We start from the raw sequence: 14,913 nt of genomic DNA on the forward strand, positions 1-14,913 counted from the left end.
CCCGCGCCGTGCCCCTTACCTGCACCTCGGTGTCTTACGCCGGGGGCGCGACGGTACGGCCTTCGTGGAAGGTCGTGCTGAGTACCGTGCACGGCTGCTCCTGGGTCTGAGTGGTGCGCGACGACGCCCCCATCCGGGCACCCGCGCGGTCGATGAGGTCGGCGAGCATATGTCCGGCGGCCGCGCCTTTCGCTTTGTTGGGCTGCACGACGGTGCTCAAACCCACGGCTAAGGCTGGGGCGATGCCATCGAAGCCGGTAACGGACAGCTGCGAAGGCACGGCGATGCCGTGGTCGCGCGCATAGGCCAGCACGCCCAGCGCCATGGAGTCCGTCGTGCACAGCACCGCAGTAAGCTCCGGATGCGCGGTGAGCAATTCCTCCGCGGCAGCGTATGCCGTGCGGGAATCATTAATGTGCCGGGTGACCACGGGAATCGATTCCGGAGAAAGACCAGCCTCCTGAAAGACGTCCAATGCCCCCAGAACGCGGGAGCGCTGCACGTGCATATCGGCGGCCGCCAGCTGCTCGGGAGAGACGAAACCGTCGAGACGCTCGCGGTGCAGGCGGATGGTGAGGATGCCGATGTGGGTATGGGAGGCGTCGATAAGCGCGCGCGCTGCTGGGGCAATCGCAGCCCTGTCATCGATACCCACGAAGGGCAAGCCAGAATCCGTGGGCTGGTCACAGACCACGACCGGCAACCCGCGCCGCCGCACGGCCTCGAGGTAAGCATCGCCCGCAGCTACGGAATACACCACGAAACCATCCACCGCTGCGGAGCCGACGAGTTGGCCCGCGTGAGCGTCATCGGACGTGCCTACCGTATCGGGGCCCGCCGGGATGAGAGTCAAAGTCGTGCTCGCGCCCGCAGAGGCCTCCGCCATGCCGGCAAGGAAGTCAACGGACGCCATGTCCTCGAAGGCATAGGACAGGTGCTCGGTGAGCAGCACCCCCACCGAGCCTTGGCGGCGCGTGCGCAGACTGCGCGCGGTGGGATCTGGACCGACGTAACCGCGGGCCGCGGCTGCGGCCAGGATTCGCTCCCGGGTAGCAGGTGCCAGCTGGTCAGGACGGTTATACGCGTTGGACACCGTGGTGCGGGAAACCCCGAGTTCGGCGGCGAGGGAGGCCAGCGTGGTGCTGCGAGTGGACATGCCGGTTACCTTACCCGTTTTCAACTCATTATCATTTGACAACAATTTTCACTAGACCGTTAGAATAGACGCCATGACTACATCGCTCTCACGCCAATCTTGGCGCCGCCCCACCGCTCTCCTTTTCGCCGCTACCCTCGGCGCTGCATCGCTGACTGCTTGCTCCTCCAGCGGTGACAACTCTGACGGCGGCGCGCGGACCGGAAGCGATAAAGAGACCATCCACGTCGTCGCCTCGACGTCTATTTGGGCTGACGTGGCGCAAGCAGTGGTCGATACCGCGGAGACCGACGTCAACATCGACGTCAAGGCTATCGTCACCGGCAATGACGTGGACCCGCACCACTTCGAGCCGACCGCAGCCGACATCGCCCGTGCTAACGAAGCCGATGTCATCATTGCCGGCGGCGGTGGCTATGATGCCTGGCTCTACCAGGCCGTGAAGAACCAGGACGCCATCATTCACGCTCTGCCCCTCACGGAGCATTCCCATGACCATGCGCACGATGAGCATGACCACGCGCATGACGGGCGTGCACATGAAGACGGCCACGAGCATGGTGACCACACCCACAAGCACGCGCACGATGAGGGCCATGACCACGAGCATGCGCATGAAGACGGCCACGAGCACGCGCATGACGTCGAAACCGTCAGCATGGATGAGGCCAAGAAGATTGCCGCCGAGCACCCAGAAACGATCACCAACATCGAAGGCAACGAGCACGTCTGGTACGACGCCGCAGCCATCGAGAAGGTGGCCAATGAGGTAGCCACACTCGTCAACAAGACCAACCCGGAAGCCAAGGCCACCGCGGACCCGCTGGTTCAGCGTGTGGAGAAGATCAAGGAGCGCGTCGGAAAGCTGCCGGCACAGAATTACGCGCAGACCGAGCCCATCGCGGATTACATCATGAAGTACTCCGACAGCACCGACGTCACCCCGGAGGGCTACCGCAAGGCCACTGTCGCCGAGGGCGAGCCAAGCGCTGCGGACCTTGCGCGCTTCCTCGAAGCGATTAACCAGGGCAAGGTCGACCTGCTCATCTTCAACCCGCAGACCGAAACCGACATGACCAAGCGCATCCGTTCCGCCGCTGAGGACAAGAACATTCCGGTCGTCGAAATCGGCGAAACCCCGCCGGAGAACACCAACTTCCTCGACTATTACGAAGAAGCCGTCAGCGCACTCGAGGCCGCATAAGTGCTCGTTTCCTTTCACCATGCCGCAGTAGAACCGCTGTGGTCGGACCTGAACCTCGCCGTGGACCGCGGCGAGTTCATCGCCGTTTTGGGGCCCAACGGCGTCGGCAAATCCACGTTGCTGGGCACCATCCTGGGCACACGTGCGCTTACGGCGGGCACGGTGGACGTCGATTGTCGCGTCGGCTTCATCCCCCAGCAACGTATGTTCCCCGCTGATCTCCCCCTGCGTGCGCGTGATTTGGTGTCCTTATCGCTAGCCCATGGCACTGTCCGGCACCGCCGACCTCCCCGGCACCGCGTGGATGAGCTGCTGGAGGAGGTGGGCGCTACCGGTATCGCGGACCGACGCGTGGGTCAGTTGTCCGGCGGCCAGCAACAGCTCATCCGCCAGGCCCAGGCGCTTGCCAACGACCCAGAGCTCATTCTCGCCGATGAACCTCTCTTGTCACTGGATCCGGGAAAGCAGCAAGTGACGGTCGAGCGGCTCGAGGCATGGTGTCGCGAGCGCGGCACCTCCGTTCTCTTCGTCACGCACGGCATCAACCCCGTGCTGCACGTCGTCGATAAGGTGCTCTACCTCGCACCAAACGGTCATACTTTTGGCCCAGTAGATGAGGTCATGCGCTCCGACGTGCTATCCGAGCTTTATGGTTCCTCCGTGACCGTCCTCAACGTCGATGGGAGGCTCATCGTTGTCTAATAAGTTTTTCGAAGACACCCAGTATCTGCTCGGCGTCGATTTCGTGCAGTCTTCCCTGTGGGCCTGCGCGCTACTGGGCATCCTCTCTGGCGTGATGACCTCACTCATCGTGCTGCGCCAGATGTCCTTTTCGGTGCACGCGACGTCTGAGCTCGCCCTGATGGGCGCTTCGGCGGCCCTGCTCTTCGGATTTAACTTAGGCTTTGGTGCCATCGCGGGCGCCATCGTGGCCGCCATCATCCTGGCGGTGTTGGGGCTGAAAGGCCAGCAAGACAGCGCGATTGGCGTGGTGATGAGCTTTGGCCTTGGTCTATCGGTGCTGTTTTTGCATCTCTATCCGGGCAATTCCAATACGGCGATGACGCTGCTGACCGGCCAGATCGTGGGTGTTTCCGCGGCCTCGGTGTGGCTGCTGGCGCTGACTACCGTCATCATCGTGGGCGTCGTGTTGCTCTTCTGGCGCCCGCTGCTTTTCGCTTCCGCCGACCCGGTCATGGCGCAGGCAGCCGGCGTACCGGTGCGCACTATCTCCGTAGGCTTCGCCATTCTGGTGGGCCTTACCGCGGCGCAGTCGGTGCAGATTGTCGGTTCGCTGCTGGTCATGGCGCTGCTGATTACACCGGGCGCAGCGGCAGTGCAGATCACCTCCTCTCCGGTGCGCGCGGTGCTTTGGTCCACGCTTTTCGCCGAGGTCGCTGCTGTGGGTGGCCTCATCCTCTCGCTAGCACCAGGCTTGCCGGTCTCGGTCTTCGTGACCACGATTTCTTTTGTCATTTACCTGGTTTGCCGTCTAATCGGCTGGCTACGCAACCGCCGCGCAGTTCGCGACGACATCGCCGCCGCCCGCGTCACCAAAGCTCACTTCGAGGGCCGCAGCGATTCGGAAAAGCACCACACCAGCACCCACGACGAGCACTGCGCCCACCCCGACTAAACTTTTGTTCCATGACCATCGTGGAATTTCAGGGATTCAAGCGTAAATACACCGTCGTCGCGCCGGAAGATCCCGGCCCGAACCAGCTGCTTTTCCTCCACGGTTCGCTGCAAAATGGCAGCGTGATGCGGCGCTTTACAAACGGCACTTTTGATGAGCTCGCCGCCCGCACGGGCACGGTGGTTGTCTACCCCGACGGCGTGGATAGGCACTTCAACGACGCCCGCGGGGTACTGCCGGTCAAGGCCCGTGAGCTTGGCATTGACGACGTCGCCTTTCTCCAGCACGTCGCCGCCACCGTGCAGGAGGAATACGGCACGCAGCGCACCTACGCCTGCGGTTATTCCAACGGTGGGCAGATGGTAATACGCCTGCTTTTCGACGCCCCCGGCTTCCTCGACGGCGCCTGCATCTTCGCCTCGACGATGGGCAGCGGCGCTAACCATGCGCCGTCTAATCCCGAGGGCTATAAGCCCACCCCAATTCTCCTGATGCACGGCACTGCGGACCCGCTAGCGCCTTATGAAGGCGGCCAAGCTGGCCTCGCGAATAGCTCCCGCGGCGAGGTTACTTCCGCGTTGTGGACTGCGCAGCGCTTCGCCACGATGAACGGTTGCTCTAAGGCCAAGGTAACCCGCCCGTTTTCTGATGTGTCTTTGCACTCCTGGGAAGGTGACAACCCCGTCGAACTGTGGACCATGAAAGGCGTGGGCCACGTCATTCCGTCGGGCAACGGGCTCGACGCGCGCTTGGGCCCGAATACCGATAGCTTCATCGCGGCCCAAGTGGTGGAGGACTTCTTCGGCTTATAGCCTCGCGGCTCGCCTCCCCGCTACTTACCCAGCCCTGGAAATGCAGCTCTCTGGTGGATTGCGGGGCGTCGGCAAGCGCGTGAAAATGCGAGCAGGAGGTCTGGTTTTCCTGCCCTGGGAATTTGCAACAGGATTGGCAGCTCAACCCATAGCGGGTAAGGTTTTGAGGGCTAACTGGACTCTGTTCTCTGCAGCAAAGATGTCAAGCAGCTGGGAAACTATTTTCTTGATCATTGGCACAGAAAGATGTGTTTCTTCCGCGATGCCATTATTTGAGTGCCCACATATAATTCCGTTTAGAATTCGAAGCTGAATTGCGGATAGTCGCTCGAGGTTTCGCTGCATATCTGGTTCAGGCATTGTCCCAACAGCTACGCCGTTTATATCGAAGCAACAACTTAATTTAAGGCCCTCATGGCCGTAGCGAGATTCCGGGGTAACCACACAATATGCAGACGCGCCCAAATTGATTGCCTTTTGAAGCTTCTCACGTGAATGCTGTGAATAATCCACCAAGTAAATGAAATCGCTGCTCTTTAACTCTTGTATATCCCATACCCAGGTCGCCGAGTCTTTGCGCTCGCACAACACCAGCAATTGCTCCTGTGAGCGAGACAATGCATTCAGCAGCTCCCTTTGAGTGGACGCACATTCAACCTGGGTCCAGAGGAAGTAGCGTCTTAGCTCATCGAGTATCGGTTGCTCATCTTCTCGGATGCCTGCGAGCAGACACGGCATATCCGAGTATTTCAATCGCCACACTAAAGCGTTACCTCGCAGTCTGCTTGGTCGGCTACATGCTTGGAATGCGTCGCGACGACGACAACGGCGCCTTGGTCAGCGAAAGCACGAAGGTGTTCAACAACCAGCTGAGCATTGTCCTCGTCAAGCGCACCGGTTGGCTCGTCCGCCAATACGATTTTGGGCTTGGAAACGAGGATCCTCGCCAAGGCTACTCGTTGTTGTTCGCCGCCCGACAAGCCGCTGACCACACGCTTTTCATAGCCGCGTAAACCGACCTGCGCCAAAGCGCTGTCTAGCGCCTCGTCGAAAGCACGGCGCGAAACGTTACTGGCTGCGAGCTTCACGTTGTCGACAACGGTGAGGTCAGGAACCAAGCCGTAATCTTGAAAAAGATACCCAACGCATTCGCGTCGATACTTGCGCAGTCGACCTGCCGATAGCGATGCAATGCTGTTTCCATCCCACATGATTGAGCCTTTGTCCGGCGAGATCAGACCGCCCAAGAGGTTCAACAGGGTGGTTTTCCCACTTCCGGAGACACCGGTTAATGCAGTCACCCGGCCAGCCGCAAAAGACCGCGTAAGGCCGGAAAGAATCATTTTTCCCTTCACACTGTAGTGAAGGTCTTCAACCTGAATTTCCATATCCTAATTTCCCTCGCTGTCTGTCCAGCGCATTTGATTTCGCGCACTAATCCACCAGGTCAAACCGATTGAAATACACATCCACACGATCGAAAATGCGACGACAGCAAGAACGGTTGCCGTGGACCACCTGTTTTCAAACCCCATCGACCACGTTGATGGATAGTGCGATTCCAGTTGTTCCTTATGCTCGCGCAAACGATACAAAACCCAGCCGATGGTGGTAACGAAAAAGAATAGCTCGGCCAGCAGAATCTTCCTGCACATCTTCCACGGGCTGCGCCCACAAATGAAGGAAACATAGAGCTCTCGCCGGAACGCCACCTGGAAACTGAAAAGTCCCGCGACGATTAACAAGGAAACCAGTAATATCGCTACGACCGTGTTTAACGACCAAAGGCTGAATTGATCTTTGGCTTCCTCAAGGGACGATCGCCAGGAATCAGCATGCGGTTGTGCCGTGGCAAGCACCTTGCCCACCGTCCCATCTTTCAGCTCACCAACGACAGTTGGCTCGATGGCAAGAAGGACTTTCTGCGAGGCTTTCGCGAGTAAATTCCGGTCACCGATAGCTTCAAGCCCCACTGGTAACGAGACCACAATGGGGTCATTAATTACTGGCCGCAGCTCAACGTCATAGGAAAAGACTTGCCCAAGCGAACAGTCCTCTTTCCAGTTAAAATCTGGAACTTTCTTCTTCGCGAGTTCGGCTTCAAATGCAACGGAGTCAATAATCGTCTGTTTGGATTCTTCACTGAGGGCAACGGGAGCACAAACGGTTACGTCTTCTTCAGAAGGGGCAACACCAGCTTGAACGGCGAACCGATGGTTGCTGAGAATAACCGGGGCTTCCAGTTGAGTCGGCCAGGTAATCCAAAAAGGATCCGCTAAGAGTAGCTTTCCTTCGCGGTCCGCCTTACGCAAGGGCGCTGCAGCTGCAGCCTGTTCTTTTTCATCCGGAGTGATATTCGAGCTCAGGGCAAACTCTTGCTCATTGGCATGTTCGCTCCAATACGGTTGCAATTCCTCTCGCGCGGACACCTCAGCACCGGTATCAACCATCTGCGAAAGTGCCGTCAGGCTCGTCAAGAGTGCCAATAGCCGGACAGCATACAGTGCGTAAGTAATCGGACGCGCCCGCACCTTGCCTTTGATGGCCTGCGGGATCGAAATATTTCGAACCAATAACTGCCCGAGCACATAGCCCAGCGCCAAACCGACCCATTGGAGCAACACAGAAACGCCGAAAAAGGCCCAAAACAACGTCGCTTCTGCCCAGTCGTTGTAAAGATACAACGCCGCCGCAATAAAATTGACCGCAAGAAAAAACGGTAGCCATGTTTGCTTGGCAAGTCGCGTTATATCAAGCCTTAGCGTCTGCGATAGCTTTAGCCCCAAAAGTCTGTGAATGCCGATTTCGCGAGCCCGCACTAGGCAGTGCCCGCCACCCAACACGAGCGCGAGTAGAAAAGCAGCCGCGACCAACAAAGGCAGCGACGAAGTCATGACGAAACTCCAAGTCAAGTTCTGGAGCCCTATCACGGAATACCCGCGCTCCTCCAACCATGTCGTTAGTTCTCGAGCGTCATTTTCCGATCCTTTAATGTTAAAAACTTGGCGCGGTTCCTTAGTCGGAATTTCCGACAATGGATACCAAACAAACTTTTCGCCTCTCTGAAACTTTTGAGACTCAAAGTTAGCTGCACCTGAAGGCAGAGCCGAGGAGTAGATTCGCAGCTCACCATCCGAATCAGCTAGCGAGGAGTAATAAATCGATACGTCAAATCCTGAGTCCCCTGCAAATTCAGAAAGCTCAGGAAACAGTGTTTCTGTGTGACTGTCAGGTTTGAAGTCTTCGATCTGGACAAACTCGTTGCCAAGCCGATAATCCAGAGTCGATAAGAGGCTGGCTCCGACAAAGGCAATGAATGCGCTAATAACCGTAGAGAGCAAAATCCCTACGGTTAGTAGTCTGACTGAAGTTTTCATCGAGCCTTAGCAGTGTCGGTAATAGGACTTATTTCCAGAGGGCTTCTTGGGAGCTGTTGCTCGTGACCAAGTGTTTTTGTTGACGCAACCGCTATCCGACTTGAAGGTACCAACAGCAGTTGAACCGTGCCGCACCCCATTGTGAAAGTAGTGCGACCAAACTTGGCCACTACCCGTACCGTAGTCCCACGTGCCGCCATCGATATTTACAATCGTGGCCCCAGCAACACCTGTACCACCCAACGCCAACAAACCTGCGAGAGTTACTGAAACTGCTCGCTTTGACATGCTCACTTTCATAAGCATTCCTTTCTTGAGAAGAATCCGAACTTATAGCGCGCGCTACTAAGAGATATACGCTGCCCCTGAACAGCGTTCAAGTGTCAAAAGTTACCTTTCGCAGATTCATCAACTCCGCGCAAATACCCAGGCCTCAATCCGCAGCTCTCTGGTGGATTGCGGGGTGTCGGCAAGCGCGTGAAAATACAAGCAGGAGGTCTGGTTTTCCAGCCCTGGACATTTGCAACCAGGACGGCGGGAGCTGCCCAGCAGACACATTGGAGGCAAACAAAAAGGCGCCACACAACGCGACGCCTTCCAAATTACGTGTTACTTCGCAGCGCGACGCTGCCGAGCAAACTCCGAAAGCACTGCACCCGCAGCAACGGATGCGTTTAAGGATTCGACCCACGCGGTCATCGGGATAGACATGATGACATCGCAATTCTCGCGAACGAGGCGGGAAATGCCCTTGCCCTCAGAGCCAATAACGATGACGACGGGGTCCGTGCCTCCAGTGTAGGTATCAAGGGTGTGCTCGCCGCCAGCATCAAGACCGACCACCTGGTAGCCGGCCTTCTGGAAATCCTGCACGGTGCGGGTCACGTTGGTCACGCGTGCCACCGGTAGGCGCGCGGCAGTGCCGGCAGAAGTACGCCAGGCCACCGCGGTGACGGAGGCCGAACGGCGCTCCGGGATGATGACGCCGTGGCCGCCGAAAGCAGCGACGGAGCGGATGACGGCGCCGAGGTTACGGGGATCCGTGATGTTGTCGAGGATGACGAACATGCCCGGTTCCTGAGCGTCGCGCGCGCGATCCATGAGATCATGCACCTCGGCGTACTTGTAGGGCGGAATCTGCAGGCCAATGCCCTGGTGCAAACCATTGCCCGTCATGCGATCCATCTCGTGGCGCTGAACCTCGAGGATCGGGATGTTGCGGGTATTGCACATGGCAACGGCCTCGGAGAGGCGGGCGTCGTTACGCGTGCCCTGCACGATGTAGAGCGAAGTGGCCGGCACCTTGGCGTGAAGGCACTCGATGACCGGGTTGCGGCCCACGACCATCTCCGCGGTTTCCTTCTGGTGGCGCCCCGAGTTGCGGCGCTCGCGTTCCAGCTTCGCCTTGTGCTTAGCGTGGTAAATGCGGTCTTCCGCCTTAGGCGTCGGGCCCTTGCCAACCAATCCCTTGCGGCGCTGACCTCCAGAACCCTTCGTGGCGCCCTTCTTGTTGGACTTGCGGGCGCCCGCGCCGCCGCGGCCGTGGGTACGTGCCATAGTTCTTACTCCTTAAGTTGTCCTCGACGGATGCCGAGGACGTTAGTCAGCCAGGGACCACGTAGGTCCGTCGGCGGTATCGGTGATGGTAATACCCGCGGCTGCAAGGCGGTCGCGCACGGCGTCCGCAGTAGCCCAATCCTTTTCTGCGCGGGCAGTGGTGCGGCGCTCCAGCTCAGCCTGGACCAAGACGTCCAGTGCCGCATCAGCACCGCTCGTAACGGCACTATCTTTCCACTGTTCATCCAGCGGATCAAAGCCAAGAACCGCAGCCATGGCGCGCACGGCACCGGCGAGGCGCTCGGCGTCGTCGTGGCGGCCTTCAGCCAGTGCCTTATTACCCGCACGTACTGCAGTGTGGATCTCTGCCAGGGCCTTCGGCACGGCGATGTCATCATTCATGGCCTCTTCGAATGCCAGGGTCCACTCGCCCTTCTCAACACCCTCGAACCTGCCCACAAAGTCCTCAATACGGCGGTAGCCCGCTGCAGCCTCGGTCAGCGCGGACTCGGAGTATTCAAGCACAGAGCGGTAGTGCGCCGAGCCCAGGTAGTAGCGCAGCTCCACCGGGCGGACGATCTCCAGCATGTTGGCGATGGAAAGCACGTTGCCCAGGGACTTGGACATCTTCTCACCGGACATGGTCACCCAGTGGTTGTGCATCCAGTAGTTGGCAAACTTATCGCCGGCCGCATGCGACTGTGCAATCTCGTTCTCGTGATGCGGGAACTGCAGGTCGAGACCACCACAGTGGATATCGAACTCGCTGCCCAGATAGTAGGTGGACATCGCCGAGCACTCCAGATGCCAGCCCGGACGCCCGCGGCCCCAGGGCGTGGGCCACGACGGCTCACCCGGCTTAGCAGCCTTCCACAGGGCAAAGTCTTGAGGACTGCGCTTGCCAGCGTTGTCTGTTTCGCCCTGTTCCATCTCCTCGACGCGGTTGCCGGACAGCGCGCCGTAATCCGAGCCTTCCGTGGCATTCCACGCAGCAACGTCGAAGTAGACGGAGCCAGCCTCATCGTCCTCCCCCGCTGGGCCACCAGGTACGGCGTAGGCAAAGCCGGCGTCGATAAGCCTCTGCATGTACTCCACCATTTGCGTGACAAAACCGGTCGCGCGCGGCTCCACGGAGGGCGGCAGCACGCCCAAGGTGTTGTATGCCTTGGTGAACTCGCGCTCGTAGGTGGATACCCACTCCCACCAGGGGCGGTTGTTCTCCGCAGCCGTGGTGAGAATCTTGTCATCGATGTCGGTGACGTTGCGCACCAGTGCTACGTCATAGCCCTGCGCGATGAGCCAGCGACGCAGGATGTCAAAGGCCACGCCGGAACGCAGGTGGCCAATGTGCGGCTGGGATTGCGGGGTGGCACCACACAGATAGATGGACGCGTGGCCGGGACGAACCGGCTCGAAGTCACGTTGGCTGCGGGTAGCGGTATCGAAAATGCGCAAAGTACTCACGCGGACTAGTCTAATTGACCCTGAGTTAGGAATTCACCACGGCCGATGCTCCCGCGCGTCAGTATCAACTGCTGTACTCGTCTTTTCAACGGTATATCCCATTCGTCGCAAGACCTGCGCAGCTTCTTCAGGATTATCAGCTATGGCTCCACGCAGCTGTCCATCGAGCCACTTTTCCCGGCTATCTGCGAGGATGCTTTTCCAGCCGGGGCTCGATCGAAAACCACACTCGACAAAAAGGAAGGAAAAGTAGTCCGCCAGAGATACCCGAAATCGCCGGCCGCCTATAGGAAAATGTATATCCTCAATTCTGACTTTCTTCCGGGGGTTCTTCACCCCGGAAAAGTTCTTCATCAGCGCGGGACTCAATAGTCCTGCCACTCCTGAATGATGTATATGGGCAGTCGGAGCGGTACGGTTGTCACGTTCATATTCGAAACGAACTCCTGGGGCAGTCCCTACCCGCAGCTCAAACTTGCTCGATTTGACGCTAAGAGACAATTCATCAGGCGACATAGTCGTGTGAAAACGAACAACAGATTCGAAGAGGTCACTGTAGGAAACGCACTGACTTCTCTGGCTTCCTACCCCATAAACCAATGGTGCGTGCAATTCCAACAACGCTGTACCATCGTCCGGATTGAGGTCTGTCCACACCTGAATGTCAGATTCTTCGTTGAGGGGCAACACCTTCAGATGCACGGCATGCACCCAGTTAAAGAATTCCGCCGTCAGCTGTAGCCCTGATCCCCCCATGCGCACCACGACTTAGGTTTCAAGCATGAGCTCTACGCGACGGAGTTCATCGTAAAGCGCGCGCTCTTCCGTGGAGAATCGACCGGTTACTGCGAGCATGCGAAGGTCCTCAGAGCTAAGGTTCTCCCCTATGGCAGCTTCCAAGGCATGCAGGAGTTCGTCATGCCGGGCACACAGCGCCTCGGTATTGGTAATGCGCATTGTCAAAGCCACAGCAACCTCCTTTCCCCATGACTCTACGTTAGGACTCGGTAGCGCGCCAGACTACGGCCGTGGCCACGGCGGCGCGGCCTTCCTCGCGGCCAGTGAAGCCGAGTCGGTCCGTCGTGGTGGCAGAAATCGACACGGGCGCGCCGAGAATGTCCGTCAGCACAGCTTCAGCTTCCGCGCGGCGCGGCCCCATCTTCGGGGTCTGCCCGATGAGTTGTGCTGCGGCATTACCGATGATGAAACCTTCCTTCTCCAGCAGCTCGCGGCATTCGCGCAGCAGCTTCGCACCGGACACACCGTCATATTCAGGGCGGCCCACTCCGACGAAGGAGCCGAGATCGCCGAGGTGGGAGGCCGACAGTAGAGCGTCGACAAGCGCGTGGCTTACCACGTCCCCATCGGAGTGGCCCTCACAGCCGTCGGCGTCCTCGAAGAGAAGCCCGGCGATCCAGCATTCTTTTCCGGGCTCGATCTGGTGGGCGTCGGTGGCGATGCCAACGCGGGGGATTATGGGGTTAGTCACTAGGTACCTCGAAGATGGTCGGTTCGGCCTCGTCCGTCACAGCCTTGGCCAAAACGAGGTCGATGGGAGTGGTGATTTTAAAGGCGAAGGTATCACCCTGGACGGTGTCCACGCGCGCGCCATGCCATTCCATAAGACTTGCATCATCCGTCGCTGTGAAATCCGGGTTCTGTTCCCAATAGTCCACGTTGGCGTGACGGAGCGCGGCCAGGGAAAAGCCTTGTGGCGTCTGCACAGCGCGCAGGCGGGAGCGGTCTGGCGTGGCAAGGACGGCCTCGCCCTCCACTTCCTTGATGGTGTCCGCGACGGGCAGGACTGGGATAACTGCGGTGGCGCCCTCGAGCACGCGCTTGGCGACGCGCGCGATCATCCCCGGAGGCGTCAAAGCCCGGGCCGCATCGTGGATGAGCACCACGGCCTCCTCCTCCGGGATTGCTTGCAATCCCGCCCACACGGAATCGGCGCGCTCGCCGCCGCCGTGGACAAGACGGAGAGGAATGTCAGCCTCGACGCGAGCCAGGATGCACTCCGCGTAGCTTTCCATGGTGGGGCTGACGAGCACGATGACCTCATCGACGATGCCGGAGGTAACCATCGCCTGGACGGAGCGCTCCAAAAGAGTACGCCCGCGCAGCTCGACATAGGCTTTGGGCACCTCGGCGCCGAGGCGCGTGCCCTTGCCTGCCGCCGCAACGAGCGCGATGACGCGAGGTTTAGTCTTCGTCGTCGAAGGAGAGGTCATCGAGATCGATGTCGCTATCAACGTCGGTGGTGATGGACTTATCGTCCACCAAACCAGCGGCACGGTGGCGCTCGATGGTGGCGTTGATTTCCTCCATCATGGTGTCGGCCTTCTTCTCGTCAACCGGCTTAGCCAAGGAGAGCTCGCCTACGAGAATCTGGCGCGCCTTGGCCAGCATGCGCTTCTCACCGGCGGACAGGCCCCGGTCCTGGTCACGGCGCCACAGGTCACGAACAACTTCAGCAACCTTGTTGATGTCGCCGGACGCTAGGCGCTCCTGGTTGGCCTTGTAGCGACGGGACCAGTTGCCGGCCTCTTCAACGTCTACCTCACGCAGAACGGAGAAGACCTTCTCTAGGCCTTCCTTGCCCACGACGTCACGTACGCCGACCATTTCGACGTTCTTGGAAGGCACACGGACGACCAGGTCGGACTGGTTGATTTGGAGGACGAGGTACTCGAGGGTTTCGCCACCCATCTCGCGCGTTTCAATCGCCGTGATTTTGGCGGCGCCGTGGTGCGGGTAGACGACGACCTCTCCGACCTTAAATTCCATTGCCACTCCTTGTGAAGCCTTTGAAGACGATGCTCATCGAGTACGCTCGCTCTGCTCTCGATGGGCCGCATATACAGGGAATCGATTCTAGCACGCGGTATTTCACCCCCGCCCGCTGAGGCATCGCGGGGAGGCTATACACCACGTAGCGTACGTGGTGAAGAATGGCTACCCCCGGTTTACCCAAGGGGTTTGCCGGAAACTGTGTGCTTTTCGTGGAGAGGGACTAGGCTAAAGCGTTGATAAGCTTTGTGATCGCAATTCAATGGAGGACACTCACAGTGCAGTCCCTGAAGTCCGCCGCTCGCTGCGGTGCCATCATGTCAGTTACCGCCCTCTCCGCGCTGGCGCTGGCTTCCTGCTCGGCTGGTCATGTTGCGCAGACCGCGGAGAAGGTTGCAGCTGTCGATGGCGCAACCGCCAGCACCGAAGATGGCAAGGTGGCCGTACGTGACGTCACCATTCAGGTTGAGCCGGACTCCGGTGAAACCTCCCTGAAGTTCATCGCCGTGAACCAGGGCTACAAGGTCGATGAGGTCACCTTGGAATCCGTGAGCGTTGATGGCCAAGATGTCGTCATCGAGGGCGCTACCCCGATTGCCCGCGATCAGGCACTGTACGGCGATTCCGCAACCAACCTGGAAAACCTTCCGAAGGATGAGAAGGACAACAACATCACCTACGTGACCACCTCCCTGGAGAACGATGGCTTCGCCTTCGGTGGCTCCCGCCCGGTGACCTTCACCTTCAACACCGGCACCATTGAGGTCGACGCCACCGTGTCCGCTTCCCCGCTGGAGGCCGGCAAGTTTGACCGCGACCCGGAGTCCGAAGAGGGCTACACCGAGGCTAAGTAAAGCTTCGACCGCGAGGCTTCACACCGCCCTAGCTGACCGCATTACGCCGCCCTAGCTGAGCAA

The 14,913-nt window shown here is 59.0% G+C and carries 17 protein-coding genes; 5 read left to right on the top strand and 12 right to left on the bottom strand.

Features of this window, described 5'->3' with window-relative positions:
* Positions 1 to 34: 34 nt before the first annotated feature.
* Positions 35 to 1,156 carry a LacI family DNA-binding transcriptional regulator gene (locus NX84_RS11090; protein WP_039676566.1) on the bottom strand — a complete coding sequence of 374 codons (1,122 nt, stop codon included), beginning with the start codon at positions 1,154 to 1,156 and terminating at the stop codon, positions 35 to 37.
* 73 nt (positions 1,157 to 1,229) lie between these two features.
* On the opposite strand from NX84_RS11090, the gene NX84_RS11095 reads away from it, so the two are divergent.
* The 4 genes from NX84_RS11095 to NX84_RS11110 are packed head-to-tail and all read left to right on the top strand — an operon-like array spanning position 1,230 to position 4,808.
* Complete coding sequence (locus tag NX84_RS11095; RefSeq protein WP_039676568.1) at positions 1,230 to 2,360, top strand: metal ABC transporter solute-binding protein, Zn/Mn family; 1,131 nt, start codon at positions 1,230 to 1,232, stop codon at positions 2,358 to 2,360.
* Positions 2,361 to 3,062 carry a metal ABC transporter ATP-binding protein gene (locus tag NX84_RS11100; RefSeq protein WP_039676569.1) on the top strand — a complete coding sequence of 234 codons (702 nt, stop codon included), beginning with the start codon at positions 2,361 to 2,363 and terminating at the stop codon, positions 3,060 to 3,062. It abuts the gene before it with no gap.
* Entirely contained in the window at positions 3,040 to 3,996 is a 957-nt protein-coding gene (locus tag NX84_RS11105; RefSeq protein WP_111689379.1) for a metal ABC transporter permease, read from the top strand. Before NX84_RS11100 ends, NX84_RS11105 begins: the two co-directional genes overlap by 23 nt.
* Positions 3,997 to 4,007: 11 nt before the next feature.
* Positions 4,008 to 4,808, top strand: a complete 801-nt coding sequence (locus NX84_RS11110; RefSeq protein WP_039676571.1) for a CE1 family esterase — start codon at positions 4,008 to 4,010, stop codon at positions 4,806 to 4,808.
* A 141-nt stretch (positions 4,809 to 4,949) separates the two neighbouring features.
* On the opposite strand, the gene NX84_RS11115 is transcribed toward NX84_RS11110, so the two are convergent.
* From NX84_RS11115 to NX84_RS11160, 11 genes are all read right to left on the bottom strand, one after another.
* On the bottom strand, positions 4,950 to 5,561 hold the full coding sequence (locus NX84_RS11115; RefSeq protein ID WP_145961869.1) for a helix-turn-helix domain-containing protein: 612 nt from the start codon (positions 5,559 to 5,561) through the stop codon (positions 4,950 to 4,952).
* Positions 5,562 to 5,569: 8 nt separating this feature from the next.
* Positions 5,570 to 6,196 carry a heme ABC exporter ATP-binding protein CcmA gene (ccmA, locus tag NX84_RS11120; RefSeq protein WP_039676575.1) on the bottom strand — a complete coding sequence of 209 codons (627 nt, stop codon included), beginning with the start codon at positions 6,194 to 6,196 and terminating at the stop codon, positions 5,570 to 5,572.
* Between the two features lie 3 nt (positions 6,197 to 6,199).
* Positions 6,200 to 8,185, bottom strand: coding sequence for a hypothetical protein (locus NX84_RS11125; protein WP_039676577.1), 1,986 nt, complete (start codon positions 8,183 to 8,185; stop codon positions 6,200 to 6,202).
* Between the two features lie 6 nt (positions 8,186 to 8,191).
* Positions 8,192 to 8,491 carry a lactococcin 972 family bacteriocin gene (locus NX84_RS12710; RefSeq protein ID WP_309473134.1) on the bottom strand — a complete coding sequence of 100 codons (300 nt, stop codon included), beginning with the start codon at positions 8,489 to 8,491 and terminating at the stop codon, positions 8,192 to 8,194.
* A 303-nt stretch (positions 8,492 to 8,794) separates the two neighbouring features.
* Entirely contained in the window at positions 8,795 to 9,742 is a 948-nt protein-coding gene (rlmB, locus tag NX84_RS11130) for a 23S rRNA (guanosine(2251)-2'-O)-methyltransferase RlmB (protein WP_039676580.1), read from the bottom strand.
* A gap of 42 nt (positions 9,743 to 9,784) precedes the next feature.
* Positions 9,785 to 11,206 carry a cysteine--tRNA ligase gene (gene cysS / locus NX84_RS11135; protein WP_039676582.1) on the bottom strand — a complete coding sequence of 474 codons (1,422 nt, stop codon included), beginning with the start codon at positions 11,204 to 11,206 and terminating at the stop codon, positions 9,785 to 9,787.
* Positions 11,207 to 11,239: 33 nt separating this feature from the next.
* Positions 11,240 to 11,962 (bottom strand): hypothetical protein, encoded by a 723-nt coding sequence (locus NX84_RS12380; RefSeq protein WP_052319766.1) that lies wholly within the window; start codon positions 11,960 to 11,962, stop codon positions 11,240 to 11,242.
* A gap of 12 nt (positions 11,963 to 11,974) precedes the next feature.
* Entirely contained in the window at positions 11,975 to 12,175 is a 201-nt protein-coding gene (locus NX84_RS11145) for a hypothetical protein (RefSeq protein WP_126297619.1), read from the bottom strand.
* Between the two features lie 28 nt (positions 12,176 to 12,203).
* A complete protein-coding gene (gene ispF / locus NX84_RS11150) occupies positions 12,204 to 12,695 on the bottom strand; it encodes a 2-C-methyl-D-erythritol 2,4-cyclodiphosphate synthase (protein WP_039676586.1) in 492 nt (163 codons plus the stop codon).
* Complete coding sequence (gene ispD / locus NX84_RS11155; RefSeq protein WP_039676587.1) at positions 12,688 to 13,437, bottom strand: 2-C-methyl-D-erythritol 4-phosphate cytidylyltransferase; 750 nt, start codon at positions 13,435 to 13,437, stop codon at positions 12,688 to 12,690. Before ispD ends, ispF begins: the two co-directional genes overlap by 8 nt.
* On the bottom strand, positions 13,409 to 13,993 hold the full coding sequence (locus NX84_RS11160; RefSeq protein ID WP_039676588.1) for a CarD family transcriptional regulator: 585 nt from the start codon (positions 13,991 to 13,993) through the stop codon (positions 13,409 to 13,411). The genes ispD and NX84_RS11160 overlap by 29 nt, the downstream gene beginning before the upstream one ends.
* 281 nt (positions 13,994 to 14,274) lie before the next feature.
* Here NX84_RS11160 and NX84_RS11165 point away from each other — a divergent pair, with 281 nt between their 5' ends.
* The gene (locus NX84_RS11165; protein WP_039676589.1) at positions 14,275 to 14,850 is read left to right on the top strand and encodes a hypothetical protein; all 576 of its coding nucleotides are present in this window, start codon (positions 14,275 to 14,277) and stop codon (positions 14,848 to 14,850) included.
* Positions 14,851 to 14,913: the final 63 nt, after the last annotated feature.

The organism is Corynebacterium minutissimum (assembly GCF_000805675.1).
Classification (GTDB): Bacteria; Actinomycetota; Actinomycetes; order Mycobacteriales; family Mycobacteriaceae; genus Corynebacterium; species Corynebacterium minutissimum.

What these genes read in the sequence shown, in the direction of transcription:
- NX84_RS11125 (WP_039676577.1), bottom strand. Translation starts at nt 8,185, where the DNA reads ATGAAAACTTCAGTCAGACTACTAACCGTAGGGATTTTGCTCTCTACG.
- NX84_RS11095 (WP_039676568.1), top strand. Translation starts at nt 1,230, where the DNA reads ATGACTACATCGCTCTCACGCCAATCTTGGCGCCGCCCCACCGCTCTC.
- ccmA (WP_039676575.1), bottom strand. Translation starts at nt 6,196, where the DNA reads ATGGAAATTCAGGTTGAAGACCTTCACTACAGTGTGAAGGGAAAAATG.
- NX84_RS11090 (WP_039676566.1), bottom strand. Translation starts at nt 1,156, where the DNA reads ATGTCCACTCGCAGCACCACGCTGGCCTCCCTCGCCGCCGAACTCGGG.
- ispD (WP_039676587.1), bottom strand. Translation starts at nt 13,437, where the DNA reads ATGACCTCTCCTTCGACGACGAAGACTAAACCTCGCGTCATCGCGCTC.
- NX84_RS11105 (WP_111689379.1), top strand. Translation starts at nt 3,040, where the DNA reads ATGGGAGGCTCATCGTTGTCTAATAAGTTTTTCGAAGACACCCAGTAT.
- rlmB (WP_039676580.1), bottom strand. Translation starts at nt 9,742, where the DNA reads ATGGCACGTACCCACGGCCGCGGCGGCGCGGGCGCCCGCAAGTCCAAC.
- NX84_RS12380 (WP_052319766.1), bottom strand. Translation starts at nt 11,962, where the DNA reads ATGGGGGGATCAGGGCTACAGCTGACGGCGGAATTCTTTAACTGGGTG.
- NX84_RS12710 (WP_309473134.1), bottom strand. Translation starts at nt 8,491, where the DNA reads ATGCTTATGAAAGTGAGCATGTCAAAGCGAGCAGTTTCAGTAACTCTC.
- NX84_RS11160 (WP_039676588.1), bottom strand. Translation starts at nt 13,993, where the DNA reads ATGGAATTTAAGGTCGGAGAGGTCGTCGTCTACCCGCACCACGGCGCC.
- NX84_RS11110 (WP_039676571.1), top strand. Translation starts at nt 4,008, where the DNA reads ATGACCATCGTGGAATTTCAGGGATTCAAGCGTAAATACACCGTCGTC.